Consider the following 22178-nt stretch of genomic DNA (forward strand, 5'->3'; position numbering starts at 1 on the left):
GGCGTCGGCGGCCACGTAGGCCGGGTCGTTGCCGCCGAGCTCGTAGCCGATCTGCAGGAACCGGCCCGCGGCCGCCTGGCTGATGCGCGTGCCGCCGTGGACCGAGCCCGTGAACACCACGTGGTCGACGCGCGGGTCGCCAACCATGCGCTCGGTGAGCTCGTGCGTGCAGTCGAGTGACTGCACGATGCGCGGGTCGGCGCCGGCCTCGCGGAAGGCGTCGGCGAACATCGGCCCGCACGAGGGCGAGCGCGGCGAGTGCTTCACCACCACGGCATTGCCCGCGAGCACCGCCGGCATGACCACGTTCACCGCGGTCAGCAGCGGGTAGTTCCAGGCGGGCAGGTCCAGCACGACTCCCAGCGGCACCTTCTCGATGCGGCGCACGATGCCGTCGTCGCCGCCGGGGTCGATCGGCGCGAGCCCGCGGTCGGCGAGCTCGAGCATCGTGCGCGCGCGCGAGGCCAGCGTTCGCAGCTCACCTGCGGCCTGCGCGAGCGGCTTGCCCATCATACGCGAGATGGCCGGCGCGATCGCGTCGGCACGTGACTCCATGACCTGCACCGCGCGCTCGACCAGCTCTTTGCGCGTATCGAGCGGGAGCGCCGCGGCCAGCGCCGCGCCCGCGCGCGCGCGCTCGAGCGCGCGGCTGATCTCGTCCCACTCCGCGAGCGGCACCTCGCAGGCGAGCTCGCCGGTGAACGGATCGTCGACGCGCAGCGTGGCCATCTCTCACCCCCGGCGGTGTTGTAACACGTCAGTCGCCGCCGGTCCGCAGGCGGATCCGCTCGGTGAGCAGCATGCGCGGCCGCGTGCCGCAGTTCGGCGCCGGCGCGTGCAGGACCCAGGGGTGCATGACCAGCACGTCGGCCGGCTCGCCCACGGCCTCGACCACCTGGAGCTCGCCGCCGGCCACGACGCTGACTCGCTCCATGAAGCGCGCGATCCGGTCCTCGCCCGGCCGCAGCGACCAGAGCTCGCGCAGCCAGGGCACCTCGCGCGCGAGTGAGCGCCGCACCTCCGAGGAGGCGCCGGGCCAATCGGGCGGCTGCCGCCGGCGCAGTGCGTCGACCAACCGGTGCGACCCCGCCACGAACAGGGTGCCGCCACTGCGCGGCTCGATCCGGTCGACGAACAGGAACACCTGAATGCCCGGAATGACCGTCGCGGCCGCCGGCGCCGGATAGTCCAGGTGCCAGACCTTGTGCGGCAGCCGCCATTCCGCTCCCGGGTTGGGCCAGGTCATCATCAACAGCTGACCCGCGTGCTGCGGGACGAGCCACCGGCCCGCGCCGAGCATGTCGTCGATCGCTGCGACCCCCGAGTCACCCCAGGTCTTGGCGAAGTCGAACGCGCCCATCAGGCGGGAGGTCCGGGCGGCATGGATCACGAAGCTTGCGGGCGGTGACTCGGGAATGGCGCGCTTCTGTGCGAGATACTCGAGAATGCGCGCGCGCAGATCGGCGACCACTCCAGGATCGACCGCGGCGCGCAGCCACAAGAGACCTCGAGCTTCGAACTCTTCGCGTTGCGCCCGGCTCAGCATCGCGCGCTCCCGATCCGGCCCCAGGCCCGCAGCTTCGGGTCGCTCTCGCGCTCGAGCTCCGCGAACACGCCGGCCAGGTCCGGGTGGGCGTGGTTCCACGCCAGCAGCACGGCCGCCTGGCGGCGCACGCGCAGGCTCTCGTCCTGGAACAGCCGCTCCAGGAGCAGCGGCACGATCTCGTGTGACTCCACCCGGGCGTGCGCGACCCCCAACGCCACCATCGCCACGAAGCGCACCTTGCTTCTGGGATCGCGCAGCAGCGGGACCAGTGACTCGAAGTCGGCGGGGTCGGGGCAGTGGAACAGCCAGATCGCGCACCAGCGGCGCACCTGCCAGCGGCCGTCGTGCGTGCCCTCGAGCACGGCGGCGCGGGCAGCGGGGCCGGCGGCGAGCAGGGACTGGTAGGCCGCGGCGCGCCGCGCCGGGTCTGCCAGCGCGTCGACGAGGGCCTGCGCCCCGGACAGGGGACTCGGACTCATGTCGTCTCTCCCGCGGGCGCCGAAAGCACCGAAGGCCCGGCGCCCGCTCCAAGGGTCGGCCGTCTGGCCCGGCGAGGCGCAACCACTGCGCCGCGCAGGTCGGACGGTCCGATGGAGTGAGCGCGGGCCTCGACCCGCGGTTCACGTCTGTGCGCGCAGGATCCCCGGGCGCTCGCCAGGAGTCAAGACCCGCGGCCGCGTGTACCATCGCTGCGATGCCCTTCTGGCTGCGCTTTCGCGCGCCGCTCGCGCGAGCGATCGGCCTGGACCTGACTCATTCGCAGACCCGCTACGGCGAGGAGCTCGACCGCGTGCTGAAGCCCGGCACGCGCTGGCTCGACCTGGGCTGCGGTCACCAGATCATCCCCGACTTCCTGTATCCGCCGGAGAAGCAGCGCCGGTGGGTCGACTCCGCGCGCCGCTTCGTGGGCGCCGACACCGACGCCGGCCTGCTCGCGCACCCGCTGCTGCGCCTGCGCGTAAAGGCGCTCGGCGGCACCCTGCCCTTTCGCGCCGGCTCGTTCGACGTCGTGACTGCCAACATGGTCGCCGAGCACCTGCCCGACCCGCGCGCGGTGCTCGAGGACGTGCGGCGCGTGCTCGCGCCCGGCGGCCGCTTCACGTTCCAGACCCCGAACTATCTCTACTATCTGATCTGGATCGCGAGCTGGACGCCCGAGCGGCTCAAGAAGTGGCTGATCCTGCGGCTCGAGCACCGGCCCGCCGAGGACGTGTTTCCCGCCTACTACCGCATGAACACCGCGCGCCGGGTGCACGAGCTCGCGCGCGAGGCCGGCTTCCGCGTCGAGAGACTCGAGGTCGTGGGCGCGGGCGGCTCGTTCCTGTTCCTCGGCCCGATCGGCCTGGCGGAGCTGTTCGTGCTGCGCGCGCTCCAGACCAGGCCGCTGCGCGGCTTGCAGTCGAACCTGATCGTCACGCTGGTCCGCGACGAGAGAGCGACGCCTGGAGCGCTGCCCGCACCTGCGCCACGGTGAGCCCGCGCAGCGCGACCGTCTTCTGGCGGCTCGACTCACCGCGCGCGATCTCCACGTCGCGCCGCGGCCGTCCGAGCTGGCGCGCGAGCAGCGCCACGAGCTCGGCGTTCGCCGCACCGCCGACCGGCGGCGCGGCGAGAGTCACCCGCAGGCGCTCGCCGTGCAGCCCCGCGATCGCGCTCCGCGACGCGCGCGGCACGACGTGGACCTCGACGAGCACGCGGCCGTCGCATTCGGTGAGCTTCAAACCTTGCGTTGTCGCCTCCGCGACACTCTTCGGCGCACAGGAGACAGCCTGCGGGCAGGGGTGCCGTTAGTCTTTCGCGCATGAGCGTACTGAACGATCCCGATCTGGAGAAGCTGCTCGAGCGGCTGCACGCGCAGAGCTCGGCGCAGAATGAAGCCGTGACCGGCTATTTCGTGACTCGCGCGCGCGAGGGCTCGCTCGACTGGAAGGGCTTCGACGAGGGCACGCACCGCTTCATGGCGGACAAGCTGATCGCCCTCGAGCGCGACAAGGCGGAGCTCTGCTACCAGCTCTGCCGGGCCCTGCGCGCACGCCGCATCGTGGAAGTCGGCACCTCCTTCGGCGTCTCGACCCTGTATCTCGCTGCCGCGGTGCGCGACAACGCGCGCGAGGATGGCGAGCGGCCGAGCGAAGGCCGCCCTGAGCGAGGCCAGCAAGCGGCGGCGCCGCGCGCAGTGACGCGCAGCGGAACGAAGTCCATCGGGACGGGCGTCGTGATCGGCACCGAGTACGAGCCCGCCAAGGCCCGCGCCGCGCGCGCCAACTGGCAGGAGGCAGGACTCACGGAGTGGATCGAGCTCCGCGAAGGCGACCTGCGCGAGACACTGCGCGGCCTGGCCGGTCCGATCGATTTCGTGCTGATGGACATCTGGGTCGAGATGGCGCGGCCGGCGCTCGAGCGGATCCTGCCCGCGCTCCGTCCCGGCGCCATCGTCGTCGCCGACAACACGAACCAGTTCCGCGAGCCCTACGCCGACTACTTCGCGCTCGTGAACGACCCGAAGAGCGGCCTGCGCACGGTCACCCTTCCCTACGAAGGCGGGCTGGAGCTCACGGTCAAGGTGTGACTCCGGCTCATTGCCTCCGTTGGAACGGGTTGGTGGCTGCGACAGTTGCCGTCGCTGTTTGGAGCCCCGCTGCAATCTGAACCGGCATGAGATTGAACGCATTGGCCATTGCGAAAGGCACCGCCGGGGCCAGGTTCGTCAGGCTGATGATCTCCCCGAAGCTCGCCACGAAGATATTCGAGACCTTCGCCAACCACGGAGACAGTGAGCCGAGCGCTCGCGCGAGTGGAGATGCGGCGATGTTCCCGAATCCGTTGGTGTCGTAGAAGAAGAAGTGATTCAGGAAGTCGTGGATGCCCGAGAACGCCCTCATGATGTAGTAGGGAACGCTCTTGTAGGGCGCGTCCCAGATCCAGAGGAGCTTGTGGGGCCCGAATTGATCGGCTCCGAACGGTGCCTTCAGTGACGAGGATGGGAACGGCTTCCAAATCGCTTCAGCGTTTTCCGCGGCAGGTCTCTCTCCGATCAGAGCCACCTTCTCCAAGTCGAGTTGCTCGACACCGTTGGCGTCGATGAACGTCAGCCCCGCGTTGTGAGCCGCCTCCTGATCAGCCGGTGACAGCTGGCTGAACGTTGGACCAGCCGACTCGAAGCTGAATATCCAGTTCGTCGCCATCTTGAGCAGGGGGACTGCGATCGCGATCGCCGCTCCTATGAGAACCGCCCGACCGATGTCCTCTCCGTTGATGGCCGCGACCGCCGCCGAAGAGGCGATCGATGCGAACAGGCCGATCGCAAAGGCGGCGACACCGCCGGGTCCCATGGGCCCGGCCGCCCACCAAGAGACGACTGCAGCGGCAACCGTGATCACCCAGGTCGCGCTCTGCAGAGCGAGCATCTTTGCGGCCTGGCCGATGTCACCGCCCTTCGCGACGTAGTCTGCCGTGAAGTATCCGCTCGGCCCTGCGAGGTCGCCGAAGATCGGCGCGAGCGTTGCCGTCAGGTACGCGCGGCCGAGTCGCTCGAGGAACTTGGAACGATGCCCGTCGGGGTCCACGGCCGACAGCGGGTTGTTGTTCACATACGAATAGCGGTTCATCCCCTGAGTCGAGACGACCGATTCGATCATCGAATCGGCATTCATGAAGCGCCCGAGCGTCGGGTCGTACATCCGGGCCTTCATGTACGTGAAGCCGAAGATGTCGAACTGCTGGTGACCTGTGAACGCGGGAGTCACCGTCGACGCTACGCCGCCAGCGCCGGGCGGACCCCAGGTCGTTGGGTTGCGGCGCGTGCCGAATGCGTCGTAGCTCTGGCGCTCGAGCACGGTTCCGCTGTCACTCGTCACGACGTTGGTCGATCCGAGGTGATCGGTCTGCAAATAGCGGAGATCGGACGTGCTGGCGGGTCGGTCGGTCCAGATGGCTACTCGGCGGTTTGCTGCATTGATGTAGTGACGCTTCTCGACGACACCGTTGCGCGTGAAGACCTCGTAGAGATCTCCGACGAAGATCCACGACTGCGAGGTGATCCCCTGGTCCGTCGCCGCCTCGACGCGCTTGATCAGCTGCTGATCCGCGGCGTAAGTGTACGTCCCGGAGCGTGCGGGAGACGACTGCGAGATCGTCGCGGGCTTGTTGAAGGAGTTGTATGTGAGGGTCGCTTGGCCCGCATAGTTGGTGAGATTGCCGACGGCGTCGTACTGATAGGTCTTCGAGCCGACTGACGTCGTTTGCACCGCGTGCGGACGCGACGTGTTGGAGGTCGGATACGTGTAGCTCCCGACTCCTGACTTCGAGGTGATGTTGCCGATCGAGTCGTAGGCGATGGTGAGCGTGGCGGTGCTGCCAAGACTCACACCCGTCAAGCGATTGAGATTCTCGTACCCGAACGTCTCCGTCTGTCCGACGACCGAGTCCGAGCGCGACTGGAGGTTTCCGATCGCATCCCACGCATAGGTCGCGTTCTGCACGCTCGTGCTCGTACCGGCGGTCGTCGTGATCCACTGGACTCGGCCATTGTTGGGATCGTAGGCGCGCTCGGTCACCAGGTTCGCGCCGAGTCTTTCGCGCTGGATCTGGCCGTCCGCGATCATGACCTCCACTTTCCAGATCGAGGTCCCGGCTCGCTGGATCTCGGAGAGATAGCCTTGCGCGTTGAAGATTTGACTGACCTGGTAGCCGCTGGGATAGGTGAGGGTCGCCATTCTCCCTGCCGAGTCGTACGTCGGTGTCGTGGTGTAGGCGGTTCCGTCGATCGATACCGTGACCGTGCTCGGACGACCGAAGACGTCGTACTGGAAGGTGCGCTGGAAGCTGGCTCCTCCTCCGCTCTGCGTCGCGGGCTGGCCGATGCCGTTTGTTGCCGTATCGAAAGTGAACGTGGCGGTCGTATCTGGTGCCACGCGCTGCTTGAGCCTTCCGATCTTGTCGTAGCTGAACGTGGTGGTCATCGGGCGCGCGTCGGTCTCCGACAGCATCTGTCCGAGCGCGTCATAGGTATCGGTAGTCGTTCCGAGGTCCAGGTCGTTCAGTTGGGTCCGTCGACCGAGCTTGTCATAGATCATCGTGGTCTGATTGCCGGCCGGATCGGTCGTACGGGTGATGCTCCCGTAGCCGTCGTATTGGTAGGTCGTGTGATTGTTGTTCGCGTCCTTGATGTCGATCGGCTCACCCCGACTGTTCCGCGTCTCGACTCGCACCTGGCTCTTCTCGTTCGTCGTCGTGACTGTGAACGGCCCGTAAGACGTCGTGAAATCGACACTGAGTCCGGGCTGGCGACGCGTCAGCTCCCGATCCAAGACGTCATAGGTCGCCGTGCCCCAGCGTGGAGTGTCTGTCGAGAAGTACGGACGCGAGGCTTGGACAGGTCGTCCCATGGCATCGAAGACGACGTCGGCATAAATCCAGGTGGAAGCTGCAAATCCGGCCCTCACGGAGCGCACTACCCGATTCAGCAGGTCGGCGCACTTCACCTCCGTAGGGCCAGATGTGCTGGTCGTGGTCAGCGCGAGCTTGGTCGTGCTCGTCGGGCAGCTCGAGCTCGAGCCGGCATATGAGACGCTGGTCGTTGCCCCTCCCGGCGTGACCGAGCCGGTGGGCCTGCCGAGCGCGTCGTAGGAGAACGTCCGTGAAGCGACACCGAAGTTCGGCCCCTGTTCGGTGAGAACGAGTCCTGTTGCAGGGTCGAAGCTCCGAGTGAGGCTGTGGTTCTCTGCGTTCGTCGAGTTGATGACGAAGCGCCCGGTGGCGTCGTACAAGGAGCTCGATGTCCGCGTCGCAATACTCGCGCCCGACGCAGTCGCTGACGTCGCGTTCCCGTAGCCATCGTAGGCATATGTCGTGAGTAGATTCAGAGACGCGGCGCCACCCGGCTCGACGGTTTCGGACTGCGGGAGTCCCGTCCCCGAGAAGTAGGAGCGCGTCACGATCCGCCCTTGCCCGAGGGCGGGAAGCGTCGAGCTCGGAGACTGGCCGCGAACCTCCTGCTGGATCGGCAGCCCGAGCAGCCAGTTGGTCAGGTCGTTCGGATCGATCGAGTACGACATCGTCGTGACTCGCCGATATCCGTCCTGGGAGTTGATGTCCTCCGAGGTGACGTTCGCATAGATGTCATAGGTCCGAGTCATCACGGCGGTGAGATCGGGCGTGGAACTGGTGCCGTTCAGGTCGAACTTGGACACCGTCTGCGACGACAGCAGGTTCTTGTAGTAGGTCTGGCCCGGTGTGATGGCGGGGTCGGTGATCCAGGTCGAGGTGCTCGTCTCGAGCACCCGGTTGGTCGGCATGTACCGGACCTCGGAGCTCGACGTGAGCCCCTGCTGCGGGAACGCCTGCAGGAAGCCGGTGGTTCGCTTCAAGCTCTTCAGCTCGTCGAGCTGGGTCCGCTGCGCGAATCCGAGCGGCGTCCGCCGCAAGAAGTCCATAACCAGCCCGGAGTAAGTCAACGTGACGCCGCGCATGCCACCGATGCCGTCGCTCATCTGGAAGCGAGACACGAGCGGAATGGAGCTGATCAGGTCGGCGTAGGGCCAGCTCGATCCAGTGCCCTTGGTGTAGACGGCCGTTCGGGTACCTGGCGTGTAAGTGATCGAGATCGTCTTGCCGAGACCATCGACGATCTGACCGATGCGCGCGCCGACCGTGGTCGTATTGAGGCGCGTGTCGACGAAATTGGTGCTGTCACCGTCATAGCTGCGCACGAAGTCGAGATCGCCGTCCCCGTCGATATCGATCATCACGGCCTGCGTGCGGTTGTCCGTCGCGCTCGGGTAAGCCCAGATCTTGTCCGGCGTCTGGTAGGCCGTGGACGCAGGCGTGGTCGAGAATCCGGTCGGCGTGTTCAGGTAGGTATCGATGTGGGTGTTGTTCGTGCCTGAATAGGAGACCAGGATGTCGACCAGCCCGTCGCCGTTGATGTCCGTGAGCGATGCCAGCTGGCGAACGTTGGTTCCCTGATAGTCGAAGAGGACTCCGGCTGCGGGCGTGTCCCACGCGCTGTTTCGCGACCAGCCAGTGCCCGTGTTCAGATACGTCGCGATGTGCAGTCCGCCGCCCGCACCCACATACGACATGACGTAGTCCGGCAGTGAGTCGCCGTTCACGTCGGCGAACTCTGCGGTGCGCCGGGACCCCTTGCTGGCCACCTGAAGATCGAACATCGGTCCCGGCAGCGCATACTGACTCGGGGCCGGGTTGAACGTGTTTCCGTCGTTCAGCCAGGTGTTGAGTACCGTCTGGTTGGTGGTCCGGTAGGCCTGAACGAAATCCGGCAGACCATCACCGTTCAGATCGATGATCACTCCCTTCTGCTTTGTGATCTCGCCGCCCGTGACGGCCTCGTAAGCCCAGATCACGTCGGGAAGCTGGAAGTTGGCGGCAACGCCGCCGAACCCGGCACCGGTGTTCATGTGAGTCTCGCGGTGCAGGCCGTTGTTGTAGCCCTGGTAGGCCTGGACGTAGTCCGGGCGGCCATCGCCATCCAAGTCGACGAGCATGGCGAGCTGCCGAGCTTTGGTGCCCTCGTAGTCGTAGAGCAGGTCCGGCAGCGTCCAGTTCGGATCGTTGGTCGTCGCAAAGCCGGTCTTCTGGTTGAGCCAGGTCTTCTGCGTCACGGCGGGTGAGTTGTCGTTCCTGTATGCCGACACGACGTCCGGGAACCCATCGGAGTTGATGTCGGCGAACACTGCGAAGCGGCGCGACTGACTGATCCCGCTGGGCCCCTGGAAGAGGACGTCGGGCGTGGCCCATGCCGGCGAAGCCGTCTGCGAGAAGCCACCGGAGCCATTCAGATAGGTGTTCTTCGTGATGGGCGCGGACGGTCCGTTGTACGAGTACGCGAAGTCCACATAGCCATCCGCGTTCACGTCGACGAACTCACCCTTTACGCGTTCCAACGCCGAAACGAACGCCGGCACCTTGTAGATGGTGCTCGCGGCCCACCCGGGTGTGTCAGAGAGCCAAGTGAAACTCGTCGCTGGAAGGCACTGACCGTTCTTTCCGCACTCCGTGAGCGACGTCATGCGAGTCACTTTGTCGTCGGAGCCCGTCTGGTACACGAAGCGGTACTCGTGGGTCGTGGTCGCAGCCGTACAAGTCGGCTGGGCGGTCGTGATCGTGCACACGACGACTCGCGTCATGAGCGCGGTCGAGGAGATCAGCGAACCCACGGAATAAGCCACGCTGGCATCCGGACGCGCGAAGGCGCTGTACTCGAACTCGATCCGCGCGAACGAGGCCAGTGCCGGCACCACGGCGGCGTTCTCGGTGTACGTGATCGCCGTCGGGCGGTATTCGCCGGTGGTGGTGTTCTCGTTGTACGAGATTCGCAGCGTGTTGCCCTGCAGGTCCGTGACTCGCGAGAGCGCCCAGAGCCGCGGGACGGTGGTGCCGACGGCCTCGATGATCGCGTCGGCGGTCTCGCCGTAGACCATCTTCTGGCCACTGGTCGTATCGACCTCGAATCGGGTGGCGAAGTTCCCGGTACCGATCCCCCAGGCGCTCACGCGGATGTTCTGATCGTGCTCCGTCCGGTACATGGAGCCGTTCCGGCCGTAGATGCCGGTGCGGAGCGCGAGTCGCTCGCCGTCCAGACACAGCTTGTCGTTCAGCGTGTTCGCGACGCCTGCGATGACTCCATCTTGCGCCAGCGTCTGCGGGCAGCGGTGGACGACGGAGAGGCCGCCGATGGACCAACCCATACCCAACGGCCCGTTTCCGGTGCCGCTCGTGTAGACGAGAGCGAGGCGCGGCTGCACGCCATGAGTCCCGGGCGGAACGGTGATCGGGATCGAGTAAGTCGCGACGCCCGAGTCGTTGACGTCGAAGGAGGCCTGGGTCGCGCCAGCAAGCTGTGATGAGGCTTCACGCGCAAACGCAGCCAGGAGAAGAACCTGTACGAACGCCCACCGACTCCGCATGCGACCTCCCCAGCGACGATCTCCGCCGCACTGAGGAGCATTTCATCTTCGAACAATGCTGAGAAGCGCAAATTTGCTTGCGGAATCACTTCGATGACTGGAGCTCCGCCAGCAAACGCTCAGTCAGCGCACCCGTTCGGGTCAGCGTCATTTCAGATACGTGCGAAATATCGTCCAGATCTGAAGCGCGGAGCGAGCCGGGAGGCGTGCGTCCGCCGTGCGCTGGATCGAGCACCGTGTACACCCGCCTCACTCCGCCTAGTAGAAAGGGATCCTGATCGGAGTGCACGCGAATCGTCGTGTACAGGTCGTAGGTCGACCACAAGTCGACCGCGTTCACGACGCGCGCAAAAAGCAGTCGCTCGTCGGGCCCGGTGGCGGCTTCGTTCGCGAGCTGTAGGTCGGGATCGGCGACGCTCTCCACCAGCACGACTGCACGAATCTGAGCCAGGCGGCTTGTCCGATCCCACTCGCGCACGAGCGCACGGCTTCCCACCAGGCCATCGCTCTCCGTGATCGCGTCACCGAGGGGCTGGCTCCCGTCGACGAACGCGAATGCGAGGGTCGCGGAGCTCGGGTGCTTGGCCGCATTGCGCGCGATCTCGAGCAGCAGCGCGGGGCCGGATGCCGCAGCGTTCGCCTCGACCAGTACTCGAATGGCCGACCGCTTCGTGTCGAAGTGGGTGACGAACACGATCATCTGTTTGCTCGCACCGGGTACGATGGCGACGAGATCCGCTCCCTCGCGCTCCCCGCCGCTGGAGAGCTGGAATGGAAGGGTCTCCACCGTCAGCCCGGCGCGCCGCAGCTCCGCTTCTAGATACCGGCGTGCTTTGGCCGCGGCTTCGGAGCCCGCGGGCCGAGGTCCCAAGGCGACGAGCGCCTTCAGGTCACGAAACGCGCGCTGGCTGTCGAACTCTGCAGGCGGCGCCAGCGGGCGCGATTTGCCACAACCGGGAAGAGAAAGACACGCAATGAGACACAGTGCCGCAGGCAACCCACAGAGACGACTCATGCAGCCAGCCTAGCGCGCTTCTGCAGGCGCAGGGCTCGAACTTCGCACACGCCCCGCCACCCGCTCGCGCGCCCCATCGAACGCGAGATACACGGCCGGCACCACGATGAACGTGAGCACGGTCGAGAAGCCCACGCCGCCGAACACTGCAATGCCGAGCGGCGCGCGCGACTCGCCGCCGGCCCCGGAGCCGATCGCGATCGGCAGGATGCCCGCCATGGTCGCGAGCGCGGTCATCAGGATCGGGCGGAAGCGGATGCGCGAGGCCTCGAACACGGCGTCGCGCGCGCTCATGCCGCGCTCGCGCAGCTGGTTCGCGAACTCGACGATCAGGATCGAGTTCTTGGTGACCAGGCCGACCAGCATCACGAGCCCGATCTGGCTGAACAGGTTGAGCGTCGAGCCGACCGCCAAAAGAGTCACGAGCGCGCCGGTGAACGACAGCGCCACCGCGACCAGGATCGTGACCGGGTGCAGGAAGCTCTCGAACTGCGCGGCGAGCACGAGATAGACCGCGACCACCGCCAGCAGATACGCGAACAAGAGCGCGTTGCCGGAGGCGTAGAACTGCTCCGAGTCACCCGAGAACACGGCCTTGTAGCCCTTGCCCTGCGGCAGCACCTCTTTCGCCAGCGCAGAGACCTGCTTCAGCACCGTGCCGAGCGCGGCGCCCTGCATCAGGTTGCCGCTGATGGTCGCGGCGCGCACGCGGTCGAAGTGCGGCAGGCCGCGCGGCGCAACCGACTCGTGCACGTCGACGAACGACGCCAGCGGCATGAGGCGGCCCGAGTTGCTGCGCACGTAGGCGCGCAGCACGGCGCGCGGGTCGGCGCGGTCCTCCTGCTCGAGCTGCACCATCACCTTGTAGGTCTCGCCGCCGAGCTTGAAGGTCGAGAGCTCCTGCCCGGCCAGCAGGATCTGCAGGCTCGACGCGATGTCGCGCGCCGAGACACCCAGGTCACTCGCGCGGTTGCGGTCGATCGAGACTTCGAGCTGCGGCTTGTTGATCAACAGGTCCGACTGCAGGTTGACCAGGCCGGGGATCGCCTGCGCGCGGCGCGCGATCTCGTCCGCGTAGCGCGCCACGTCGTAGATGTCGGGCCCCTGGACCACGAGTGACACGGGCGCCGAACGCAGGCTCTGTCCCAGCGCGTCCGGGTTGACCGGGAAGCCCTGCACGCCGGCGATCGCGCCGAACTTCCCGCGCCACTCCTCGACCACCTGCTGCTGCGAGCGCGCGCGGTCCTCCCAGAGCTTCAGTGAGGTGAAGAGCACGCCCTCGTTCACCAGGCCCGGGCCACCCATGCCCAGTGACACGACCGAGAAGTTCTTCGCGACCTCGGGCGTGGCCAGCACGATGTCCTCGAGCTGCTTCTGGTAGCGCGCGGTGTAGTCCATGGTGCTGCCCTCGGGCGCGCGGATAAACGACAGCACGACCCCGCGGTCGGCGTCGGGCACGAACTCGCGCGGAATCACCGCCAGCAGCACGAAGCCCAGCGCGACCCAGACCGCGCCGATTCCCACCACCGCGAGCGGCCGCGCCAGCGCCGGGCGCAGGGCGCTGGTGTACCAGCCCGCGATGCGCTCGAAGCCGCGCGCCAGCAGGGCCTTCAGGCCGTGCTCGCCCGAGTGACCCGCGAGCACGCGTGCGCCCAGCGCCGGCGTGAGCGTGATCGCCACGAAGCCGGAGATCGCCACCGCGGCCGCCACCGTGACTCCGAACTCGCGGAACAGCCGGCCGGTGGTGTCGGTCAGGAAGGCCAGCGGCAGGAATACGGCCACCGTGGACGCGGTCGCCGCGATCACCGCGAACAGGATCTCGTTCATGCCGCGGCGCGCGGCCTCCATGCGCGGCGTGCCCTCTTCGATCCAGCGCGTGATGTTCTCGAGCACCACGATCGCATCGTCGACCACCAGCCCGATCGCCAGCGTGACTCCCATGAGCGTGAGCGTGTTGATCGAGAAGTCGAGCGCGTACAGCACCGCGAACGTGCCGACGATCGAGACCGGGATCGCCACCGCCGGCAAGAGCGTCGCGCGCGCGCTGCGCAGGAACAGGTAGATCACGATCACGACCAGCACGATCGCCTCGAAGATCGTGTGACTCACGTCCTCGATCGAGCGCTCCACGAAGATCGACGAGTCGAACGCCAGGTCGGTCACCACGCCCGGCGGCAGCTCGTCGGCCATGGCGCCGAGCTCGGCGCGCACCGCGGCCGCGACGTCGAGCGTGTTGGCCTTCGACTGCTTCACGATGCCCAGCGCCACGGCGGGCTTGCCGTTGAAGCCGACCAGCTTGCGGTCGTCCTCGGCGCCGATCTCGGCGCGGCCCACGTCGCGCAGCCGCACCGGGCCGGAGTCGGTCTCGGCCAAGATCAATGACTCGTACTCGTCGGGCGTCTTCATCTCACCCGGCGTGCGCACGGTGAACTCGCGGTCGGAGCCCTCGATCCGCCCGGACGGGATGTCCACGTTCTCGCGGCGCAGCGCGGCGGCCACGTCGGCGATGGTCAGCGCCTGGCCGGTGAGCCGGGTGTTGTCGATCCAGATGCGCATCGCGTAGCGGCGCTCGCCGGCGAGCCACACCTCGGCCACGCCCGGCAGCTTGGCGAGCCGGTCGCGCAGGCGTGTCTCGGCCAGCGTCGAGAGCTCGATCTGCGACAGGCCGCCGCCGTAGAGCGCGATCCACTGGATCGGCCGCGCGTCGGCGCTGCGCTTGGCGATGACCGGCTCCTCGACCTCCTGCGGCAGGGTGCTGCGCGCGCGCGCCACGCGGTCGCGCACGTCGGCCGCGGCGGCGTCGACGTTGCGGTACAGCTCGAACTCGACGCTGATCGACGACACCTGCTCGCGCGAGACCGAAGTCACGTGCTTGATGCCCTCGATGCCGATCAGCTGGTCCTCGAGCACCTGGGTGACCGAGGTCTCGACCACCTCGGGCGCAGCGCCGAGATACACCGTGGTGACCGACACGACCGGGGGATCCACGTCGGGCAGCTCGCGATTGGGCAGGCGCAGGAGCGCGATCACGCCCACGATCACGATCGAGATCGACATCACGCTCGTGAGCACCGGGCGCTCGATGCAGATCTCGGGCAGCCTCACCCGCCGTCTCCCGGAGGCTTTGCCGGCTCGGCCACGGGCGCGGGCGCCGCCGCCTCGCCGGCGATCGCGACCTGACCGCCTTCGGTCACTTTCTGCGTGCCCGCAGACACGATGCGATCACCGGCCGCGAGCGGAGTGCCGGTGAGCTCGACGCGCGATGCCTTGCGCAAGCCGACCTCGACCGGCACGCGCTGCGCCTTCTGATTCTCGCCGATGCGCCACACGAACGAGCCGCCCTGGTCGACGAGCAGCGCCGCGTCGGGCACCACGATCGCGTTCGGGCGCTCGGCGAGCTGCACCTCGAGGTTCGCGAACAGCCCGGGCTGGAGCTTCCGGTCGGGGTTGGGCACCCAGGCCTTCAGCATGAGTCGCCGGGTCGCGGCGTCGAGCGTCGGTGACACGAAGAACACCTCGCCCGCGAAGCGGATCTCGGGGAAGGGCTTGACGGTGATCGTGACCGGCATGCCCGTGCGCACGAACGGCACGCCGATCTCCGGCACCGCGAAGACCAGCTGCAGCCGGTCCACGGCGTCGATGCGCACGAGCTTGGTGCTGCGGCGCACGCGCTCGCCGGGAGACACGAGCCGGGCCCCGACCACGCCGTCGAAGGGCGCGAGCACCTTGGTCTTGGCGAGCTCGACCTCGCGCAGCTCGGCCTCGGCGCGCGCGATCTCGAGCTCGGCGCTGGCCTTGTCGAACTCGACCCGGGCGCTCACTTCCTTGGCCGAGAGCTGCTGGATGCGCGCGAAGATCTCCTCGGCGAGCTTGGCGCGCGCCCGCGCCTCGCGCGCCCGCGCGCGCTGCTCGGCGTCGCGCAGGCTCACCAGCACCTCGCCGCGCTTCACGCTCTGGCCTTCGACGAAGTCGATCGACTCGACCACGCCGTCGATCTCGGGCCGGAGCTCGACCGAGTGCTCGGAGTCGAGCTGCCCCACCAGCGTCACGGTGTCGCGCACGGTCTCGGGCGCGATCGTGATCACCTCGACCACGGGCGGCGGCATCGAGAAGCCCGCCCCGTTCGCACCGCGCTTGCAGCCCGCCAGGCAGAGCGCGGCCAGAGGCAGAGCGATCCCGACGAGCAACCTCCGGAGCAGCATTGGCAGATCTTAACCGAAGTCCGGTCGCGCCAGCCGGTCAGCAAGAGTACTGCGGCCGGCCTTCACTCACTGAGGCGCCCGTTGGTGCTCGCGCTGCTCCTTCTCGGCCTTGCGGATCGCGTCGATCGTCGCCTTCTCGACCCGCTGCTCGTCGAGCGTGCTTGCCTTCGAGATGTTGACCTCGGGCGCATACCACGGCCCCGCCATGCGCAGGATCGGCCGGAGCTGTGGCCGGCCCAGCGCGGGGAAGCTCATCAGCGTGGCGCCGGTCATGTCGACGACGCCGTCGGGCAGCTCGACCTCGCCCGCCACCGAAGCCCTGGCGTACCTCTGCACCAGCGTCAGGTCCGAGACCTTGATCTTGTCGCCCGCGACCTGGAAGTGACCCGAGAGCCGGTCGAACTGGTCCAGCCCGGGCGGCTCGGGGAGTGTCTTGATCAGGCCGGCGGTGCGCGCGATCGAGATGTTGGGCAGCTCGCCGTCGAGCAGCTCGAACTCGCCCGGTCCGTTCAGCTTCACGGGATCGGCCGGGCCCGCGACTTCGAGCCGGCCGTACAGCCGGCCCGACACATCCTTGTGTCCCCACACCGCCTCGGCGACGGGCCCGATGCGCGCTCCCTTCACCTCGAGCACGGCGTGGACCTGCTGCGCCTGCCAGTCCCACTCGCCGCGAGCGCTCGCGGCTTCTCCCGCCAGCGTGACTTGCAGCCCGGGGCTCGACAGCGTGGTGCCGCGCAGCGCGGCCGGCCCGTTGGCAGTGATCGTGACTCCGCGCACGCCGAACGCGACGTCGCGCAGCCTGCCCACGAGGTCGAGCGCCAGCGGGTGGCCGACGATCCGGCCGTTCGCGAGCTCGATCGCGCCCGCGCGCGGCAGCCAGGCTGCCGGCGACCAGGCGGCGAGCGCGGCCAGGTCGAGGCTGGCGCGCCTGACCTCGAACGAGCCGGCTGCGGCGTCGAGCGCGCCCTCGCCGCGCAGCGCCTCGGATTCGATGCGCAGGTCGTCGACCCGCCAGGCGTCGAGCGGCGGCGCGACGTGGCCGCTGACGCGCAGGATCGCCCCCGCCGGCTTCTCGGCCACCCCCGCCACGCGCAGCGAGGCAGCGCTGAGGTCGAGCAGGAAGGCGCTCGAGAGATCCAGCGTGACCCGCGCGCGCCCCGTGGCGTGCAAGAGCGAGCCGTTGGCATTGAGATCCGCGGATTCGAGCACGAGCTCGCCCGATTCCACGTCGCCCGCGTGGCCCGCGGCGCTGAACGCGCCGCGCGCGCTGCCCCACGGGTCGGGCAGTGACTTCGTCCACGGGAGCTTGTCGAGCTCGACGTCGCCGATCCGGCCGCGCATGCGCCAGGCGGCGCCGGGGCCGCCCAGCAGCTCGAGCTCAGCCCTGTCGATCTTGGCGACCCCGGGCAGCTCGGCCGTGAGCTCCGCGCGTGCGCCGGGCTGCGGGGTGAGCGTGGCGCGGACGCCGGTGAGCTCGTGTCCGCCGAGCGCCAGCGCTCCGTCGCGCAGTGAGAGCGTCGTGACTGCCAGCGCGAGCCCGGCGCCCTGGGGCCAGCTTGCGGGCGCCACCGAGCCCGCCTCGACGCGCGGCCGCAACACGTCGACCGAGCGCAGGACGATCTCGCCCGCCACGAGCGGCAGCGGCGACAGCCGGAAGCGCAGCTCGTCGATCGCCAGCCGCCGGTCGCCGCCGAGCTCGAGCGCGGCGTCGCGGATCGAGACCGCGAGCGGGAACAGCGTGAGGCGCGCGGTCCCGAGCGCGACGTTCCTGCCGAGCGCGCGCGACAGATACGCGCCGGTGGCGGCGCGCACCGGCCCGGGATCGAGACGGAGAAGCGCGAGCGCGAGCCCGCCCGCCGCCAGCAGCGCGAGCGCGAGCAGAGTGAGTGCGAGCGGTCTCAGGCGCTTCACCGCGCCAGTCTACGATCCGGGCGTCCTAGGCGCGCGGGCGGCTCTTGCGGATCAGGTCGTAGAGCGCCTGCGCCGCCGGCGACAGCACGGCCGTCTTGCGAGTCACGAGCACGAGCTGGCGCGAGATCACGGGATTCACGAGCGCGACCACCCGGATGCGCGGATAGGCGCCCTTCTGGATCGCCAGGCTCGGCACGACCGCGGCCCCGACGCCCTCGGCCACGAGCCCGAGCGCCGTCGAGCTGCGCTGCACCTCGTAGTAGGACTGCAGCGCCACCGTCTGGGGCCGCAGCGCGTCTTCGAGCAGCGGCCGGTTCCCGCTGACTTCGCCGGCGAGGATGAGCGGCGTCGACTCGAGCTCCTTCCACGACAGGCGCGTGCGCCGGGCGAGCGGGTGGTCGCCGCGGCAGATCAGCACGAAGCGGTCCTCGAGCAGCGGCTCGGCCCCCAGGTCCGGGTGCAGCGTGCCGGCGATCTGGATGCCGAACTCCGCCTCGCGCCGCAGCACCGCGTCGGCGACGCCCGTCGACGCGTGGTCGAGGATCTTGATGCGATTGCGCGGGTGACTCGAGGCGTACTCCTGCAGGATGCGCGGGAGATACTGCACGCCGGCGGTCGGCACGCAGGCGATCGAGAAGTCGCCGCGCTGCGCCTTGCCCGTCTCGCGCAGCTCGACCAGCGCCGTCGTGAGGTCGGACAGGATGCGCCGCGCCTGCGGCAGGAACGCGCGGCCGATGGTCGTGAGCGCCACCGTGCGCGTGGTGCGCTCGACGAGCTTGACCTCGAGCAGCGACTCCAGGTTCTGCAGCCGGCGCGTGAGGGCTGTCTGGGTGATGTGGACCGCCTGCGCCGCCTTGCGGAAGCCGCCCTGGTCGGCGATGGCGATGAAGGCCTCGAGCCCGAGCGTGTCGAGCTTCATGACTGTTCTGCATCAATCATCGAAATAAATTCATTTCACGAATCAGCGGCGATTCCGCAAGCTCCGGGCATGACGAACCCCATCGTTCCCAGCGCGGAAGCGGCCGGCGAGCTCTACCGCTCCATGGCCCGAAGACTCGAGATCGTGCGCGCGCGCCTGCGCCGCCCGCTCTCTCTCGCCGAGAAGGTCCTGTTCGGACACCTCGAGGACCCGGAGGCGCAGGCGCTCGAGCCCGGGCAGAGCGAGCTCCTGCTGCGTCCCGACCGCGTGGTGTTCCAGGACGTGTTGGGCCAGACCGGGCTCTTGCAGTTCATGCAGACGGGCCGCGCGCGCGTGGCCATTCCCACCACGGTCCACTGCGACCACCTGATCCAGGCGCGCGTCGAGGGCCGGGCCGACCTGCGCGCGTCGCTGGACGAGAACCGCGAGATCTACGACTTCCTGCGCTCCGCGGCGGCGAGATACGGCGCCGGCTTCTGGGAGCCGGGCGCGGGCATCGTACACCAGGTGGTGTTGGAGAACTACGCGTTCCCGGGCGCGCTGATCCTGGGCACGGACTCACACACGCCCAACGCCGGGGGGCTGGGCGCGTGCGCGATCGGCGTGGGCGGCGCCGACGCGGTCGAGGCGATCGCGGGCATGCCCTGGGGCCTGCTCTTTCCGCGCCGCATCGCCGTGGTGCTGAGCGGCGCGCTCGGCGGCTGGACCGCGCCCAAGGACGTGATCCTGTGGGTCGCCGGTCAGCTCAGCGTCTCCGGCGCGACCAACGCGATCGTGGAGTACATCGGTCCGGGCGCGCGCACGCTCTCCGCGACCGGCAAGGCCACGATCGCGAACATGGGCGCCGAGCTGGGCGCCACCACGTCGATGTTCCCGGCCGACGCGCACATGGCGAAGTATCTCGCCGCGACCGGCCGGGGCGAGATCGCGCGCGAGGTCGAGCGCGCCGGCGCCCTGCTCGAGCCCGACCCCGAGGTCGAGCGGGATCCCGAGTCACACTACGACCGCGTGCTGCGGCTCGACCTCTCGGCGCTCGAGCCGCACGTGGTGGGCCCGCACACGCCCGACCGCGCGCGCCCGGTCTCGCGCCTCGCGGCCGAGCTGGCCGACCCGGCGAACGGCTTCCCGCGCACGCTTTCGACGGCGCTGCTGGGCAGCTGCACCAACTCCTCCTACGAGGACATGAGCCGCGCCGCCGACGTCGCCGCGCAGGCCGCGGCACACGGCGTGCGCGCCGCGGTGCCGTTCCTGGTGACTCCGGGCTCGGAGCAGATCCGCGCCACGATCGAGCGCGACGGCCAGATGGGCCGGCTCGAAGAGATCGGCGCGGTGGTGCTCGCCAACGCCTGCGGGCCGTGCATCGGCCAGTGGCGACGTCCCGAGGCACAGTCGGCCCAGCCGAACGCCATCGTGACTTCCTACAACCGGAACTTCCCGCGCCGCAACGACGGGTCGGCCACGACGCAGGCCTTCATCGCGAGCCCCGAGCTCGTGACCGCCTTCGCGCTGGCCGGAACGCTGGCGTTCGACCCGCTGCGCGACTCACTGACCGGCGCCGACGGCAAGCCGTTCCGGCTGCGCGCCCCCAAGCCCGCTCCGGAAGTGCCCGACGCCGGCTTCGAGCGCGGCCGCAGCGCCTTCGTGGCGCCGCCGGCCGACGGCTCGAGGGTCGAGGTGAAGATCGACCCGCACAGCGAGAGACTCCAGAGACTCGCGCCCTGGCCCGCCTGGGACGGCCATGACTTCCTGGACCTCGCGCTGCTCGTGAAGACCTCGGGTAAGACCACCACCGACCACATCTCGCCCGCGGGTCCCTGGCTGCGCTTCCGCGGTCACCTGGACCGCTTCAGCGACAACCTGCTCTCGGGCGCGGTCGACGCCTTCACGGGTCGGACCGCGGAGCGCGTGGCCGAGCGCGCGCGCGCGTACCGCGCGGCGGGCGTGCGCTGGGTGGTGGTCGGCGACCACAACTACGGCGAGGGCTCGAGCCGCGAGCACGCCGCCCTCTCGCCGCGCCTGCTGGGCGGCGTGGCGGTGATCGCCCGGTCGTTCGCGCGCATCCATGAGACCAATCTCAAGAAACAGGGGCTCCTGGCACTCACCTTCGCGGACCCGGCGGACTACGCGCGCGTGCGCCCTGGAGACCGGCTCGACCTGGTGGGTCTGGCGGCGCTGGCGCCGGGCCAGCCGGTGGAGTGCGTGCTGCACCACGCCGACGGCACGCGCGAGTCACTCGAGCTGCGGCACTCCTACGGCGCGCGTCAGCTCGCGTGGTTCCGGGCCGGCTCGGCGGTCAACGCGCTGCGAGAAGAAGGCGCCACGCCGGCCCGGGTGGCGTAGACTTTGCCCCGGGGTGAGCGTCCGTGTACGACCACCCACTGAGTCGAAACCACCATCGGGAGAAATACAAAATGCACAATTCACTTCGCCGGGCCCTGTGCGCCGGTGCCGCCGCGTCGCAGCTCGTGGCCTTCGCCGCCCGCGCCGACACGTACGGCTGTGACCTGAAGAGCTCTTCCGAGGTCCCGCCGAACGACAGCCAGGCCACGGGCAAGGTCGACGCGACCTACGATCCCATGAGCATGAAGTTCTCGTGGAACATCACTTACTCCGGCCTGACCGGCCCGGCGACCGCCGCACACTTCCACGGCCCGGCGAAGGCCGGCTCGAACGCCGGCCCGATCATCACCCTGAAGGCCCCGCTCACCAGCCCGATGACCGGCTCCGAGACCCTCTCCAAAGAGCAGGGCGAATCGCTCGCGGCCGGCATGTGGTATTTCAACGTACACACCGAGAAGCACGGCCCGGGCGAGATCCGCTGTCAGCTGATGAAGAAGTGAGTCGGACTCACGGACCTTTCACGCAACCCAGCGCCTCGACGATCGAACTGGCTTCTCGCGCGGCCGCGAGGCCCTGCCACACGGACAGGCAGGCCTCGCGGCCGACCGAGCGCCGACCCGCGGGCGCCGGGCTCGTGCCCTCAGCGCTGACTCGCCTGGTAGAGCGCGAACTCCTCCGAGAAGGCGCGCGACACAGCGGGCCGCTTCAGCATGCGCTGGTGGTACGCCTCGAGCACCGGCCACTCGCCCAGGTTCACGCCCGTGGCGCGCGTCCAGTTGAGCACGGTGAACAGGTAGGCGTCGGCCACCGAGAACGCGTCGAGCAGGAACTCGCGGCCCGCCAGGTGTTTCTCGAGCACGCCCATGCGCAGCGCGATCTTCTCGCGCGCGTAGGCCTGGGCGGCCGCGTCGGCCTTGGGGTCGAGCAGCGGCAGGAACACGGCCTTGTGCAGCTCGGTGCCGATGAAGCTGAGACACTCGCGCAGGCGGGCGCGCGCGAGCACACCCTCGGGCGCGAGCTGCGCCTCGGGGAAGGTCTCGGCCACGTATTGCAGCACGGCCGAGTTCTCGGTCAGGAGCTCGCCCGCGTCGGTGCGCAGCACGGGCACCTGGCCCATGGGATTCACGGCGCAGAAGTCCGAGCCGTCGGGCAAGCGTTTCGCGCGCGTGTCGACGCGGGTGAAGCGCGCAGCGGCCGCCGCGGGGCCGGCTTCGTACAGGGCGATGCGCGTGGCGAGCGAGCAGGCCAGGGGGGCGAAGTAGAGTTCCATGCGGGGAGTCTCCGTGGGTTGATTTATGTACTACCGTGAACAATAATA

15 protein-coding genes are annotated in these 22178 nt (G+C 68.8%); 4 read left to right on the top strand and 11 right to left on the bottom strand.

Annotated elements, in window-relative coordinates; all coding sequences use genetic code 11:
* The 3 genes from VMR86_17530 to VMR86_17540 form a co-directional block, all read right to left on the bottom strand.
* A partial coding sequence (locus VMR86_17530; GenBank protein HTO08854.1) for an aldehyde dehydrogenase family protein occupies window positions 1–729 on the bottom strand: 729 nt, incomplete at its 3' end.
* A gap of 28 nt (window positions 730–757) precedes the next feature.
* A complete protein-coding gene (locus VMR86_17535) occupies window positions 758–1546 on the bottom strand; it encodes a phytanoyl-CoA dioxygenase family protein (protein HTO08855.1) in 789 nt (262 codons plus the stop codon).
* Window positions 1540–2025 carry a HEAT repeat domain-containing protein gene (locus VMR86_17540; GenBank protein ID HTO08856.1) on the bottom strand — a complete coding sequence of 162 codons (486 nt, stop codon included), beginning with the start codon at window positions 2023–2025 and terminating at the stop codon, window positions 1540–1542. Before VMR86_17540 ends, VMR86_17535 begins: the two co-directional genes overlap by 7 nt.
* 215 nt (window positions 2026–2240) lie before the next feature.
* Between VMR86_17540 and VMR86_17545 the strand changes: the two genes are divergently transcribed.
* Window positions 2241–3020: a class I SAM-dependent methyltransferase gene (locus VMR86_17545; protein HTO08857.1), complete on the top strand. Its 780-nt coding sequence runs from the start codon at window positions 2241–2243 to the stop codon at window positions 3018–3020.
* On the opposite strand, the gene VMR86_17550 is transcribed toward VMR86_17545, so the two are convergent.
* On the bottom strand, window positions 2959–3267 hold the full coding sequence (locus tag VMR86_17550; GenBank protein HTO08858.1) for a DUF167 domain-containing protein: 309 nt from the start codon (window positions 3265–3267) through the stop codon (window positions 2959–2961). The genes VMR86_17545 and VMR86_17550 overlap by 62 nt on opposite strands.
* Before the next feature lie 80 nt (window positions 3268–3347).
* Between VMR86_17550 and VMR86_17555 the strand changes: the two genes are divergently transcribed.
* Window positions 3348–4115, top strand: coding sequence for a class I SAM-dependent methyltransferase (locus VMR86_17555; protein HTO08859.1), 768 nt, complete (start codon window positions 3348–3350; stop codon window positions 4113–4115).
* 7 nt (window positions 4116–4122) lie between these two features.
* Here VMR86_17555 and VMR86_17560 read toward each other — a convergent pair whose 3' ends face one another.
* From VMR86_17560 to VMR86_17585, 6 genes are all read right to left on the bottom strand, one after another.
* On the bottom strand, window positions 4123–10473 hold the full coding sequence (locus tag VMR86_17560; protein ID HTO08860.1) for an FG-GAP-like repeat-containing protein: 6351 nt from the start codon (window positions 10471–10473) through the stop codon (window positions 4123–4125).
* An 85-nt stretch (window positions 10474–10558) separates the two neighbouring features.
* On the bottom strand, window positions 10559–11488 hold the full coding sequence (locus VMR86_17565; protein HTO08861.1) for a M28 family peptidase: 930 nt from the start codon (window positions 11486–11488) through the stop codon (window positions 10559–10561).
* A 9-nt stretch (window positions 11489–11497) separates the two neighbouring features.
* Window positions 11498–14593, bottom strand: a complete 3096-nt coding sequence (locus tag VMR86_17570; GenBank protein ID HTO08862.1) for an efflux RND transporter permease subunit — start codon at window positions 14591–14593, stop codon at window positions 11498–11500.
* Window positions 14590–15690: an efflux RND transporter periplasmic adaptor subunit gene (locus VMR86_17575; GenBank protein ID HTO08863.1), complete on the bottom strand. Its 1101-nt coding sequence runs from the start codon at window positions 15688–15690 to the stop codon at window positions 14590–14592. Before VMR86_17575 ends, VMR86_17570 begins: the two co-directional genes overlap by 4 nt.
* Before the next feature lie 66 nt (window positions 15691–15756).
* Window positions 15757–17601, bottom strand: a complete 1845-nt coding sequence (locus tag VMR86_17580) for an AsmA-like C-terminal region-containing protein (protein ID HTO08864.1) — start codon at window positions 17599–17601, stop codon at window positions 15757–15759.
* Window positions 17602–17626: 25 nt separating this feature from the next.
* Window positions 17627–18520 (bottom strand): LysR family transcriptional regulator, encoded by an 894-nt coding sequence (locus tag VMR86_17585; protein ID HTO08865.1) that lies wholly within the window; start codon window positions 18518–18520, stop codon window positions 17627–17629.
* A 69-nt stretch (window positions 18521–18589) separates the two neighbouring features.
* Between VMR86_17585 and VMR86_17590 the strand changes: the two genes are divergently transcribed.
* A complete protein-coding gene (locus tag VMR86_17590) occupies window positions 18590–20860 on the top strand; it encodes an aconitate hydratase (protein ID HTO08866.1) in 2271 nt (756 codons plus the stop codon).
* A 71-nt stretch (window positions 20861–20931) separates the two neighbouring features.
* Window positions 20932–21360 carry a CHRD domain-containing protein gene (locus VMR86_17595; GenBank protein ID HTO08867.1) on the top strand — a complete coding sequence of 143 codons (429 nt, stop codon included), beginning with the start codon at window positions 20932–20934 and terminating at the stop codon, window positions 21358–21360.
* 140 nt (window positions 21361–21500) lie between these two features.
* Here VMR86_17595 and VMR86_17600 read toward each other — a convergent pair whose 3' ends face one another.
* Complete coding sequence (locus VMR86_17600; GenBank protein HTO08868.1) at window positions 21501–22130, bottom strand: glutathione binding-like protein; 630 nt, start codon at window positions 22128–22130, stop codon at window positions 21501–21503.
* Between the last annotated feature and the right edge of the window lie 48 nt (window positions 22131–22178).

It is taken from the genome of Myxococcota bacterium (assembly GCA_035498015.1).
Taxonomy (GTDB): Bacteria; Myxococcota_A; UBA9160; order SZUA-336; family SZUA-336; genus VGRW01.

What these genes read in the sequence shown, in the direction of transcription:
- VMR86_17535 (HTO08855.1), bottom strand. Translation starts at nt 1,546, where the DNA reads ATGCTGAGCCGGGCGCAACGCGAAGAGTTCGAAGCTCGAGGTCTCTTG.
- VMR86_17540 (HTO08856.1), bottom strand. Translation starts at nt 2,025, where the DNA reads ATGAGTCCGAGTCCCCTGTCCGGGGCGCAGGCCCTCGTCGACGCGCTG.
- VMR86_17545 (HTO08857.1), top strand. Translation starts at nt 2,241, where the DNA reads ATGCCCTTCTGGCTGCGCTTTCGCGCGCCGCTCGCGCGAGCGATCGGC.
- VMR86_17555 (HTO08859.1), top strand. Translation starts at nt 3,348, where the DNA reads ATGAGCGTACTGAACGATCCCGATCTGGAGAAGCTGCTCGAGCGGCTG.
- VMR86_17560 (HTO08860.1), bottom strand. Translation starts at nt 10,473, where the DNA reads ATGCGGAGTCGGTGGGCGTTCGTACAGGTTCTTCTCCTGGCTGCGTTT.
- VMR86_17565 (HTO08861.1), bottom strand. Translation starts at nt 11,488, where the DNA reads ATGAGTCGTCTCTGTGGGTTGCCTGCGGCACTGTGTCTCATTGCGTGT.
- VMR86_17575 (HTO08863.1), bottom strand. Translation starts at nt 15,690, where the DNA reads ATGCTGCTCCGGAGGTTGCTCGTCGGGATCGCTCTGCCTCTGGCCGCG.
- VMR86_17585 (HTO08865.1), bottom strand. Translation starts at nt 18,520, where the DNA reads ATGAAGCTCGACACGCTCGGGCTCGAGGCCTTCATCGCCATCGCCGAC.
- VMR86_17590 (HTO08866.1), top strand. Translation starts at nt 18,590, where the DNA reads ATGACGAACCCCATCGTTCCCAGCGCGGAAGCGGCCGGCGAGCTCTAC.
- VMR86_17595 (HTO08867.1), top strand. Translation starts at nt 20,932, where the DNA reads ATGCACAATTCACTTCGCCGGGCCCTGTGCGCCGGTGCCGCCGCGTCG.
- VMR86_17600 (HTO08868.1), bottom strand. Translation starts at nt 22,130, where the DNA reads ATGGAACTCTACTTCGCCCCCCTGGCCTGCTCGCTCGCCACGCGCATC.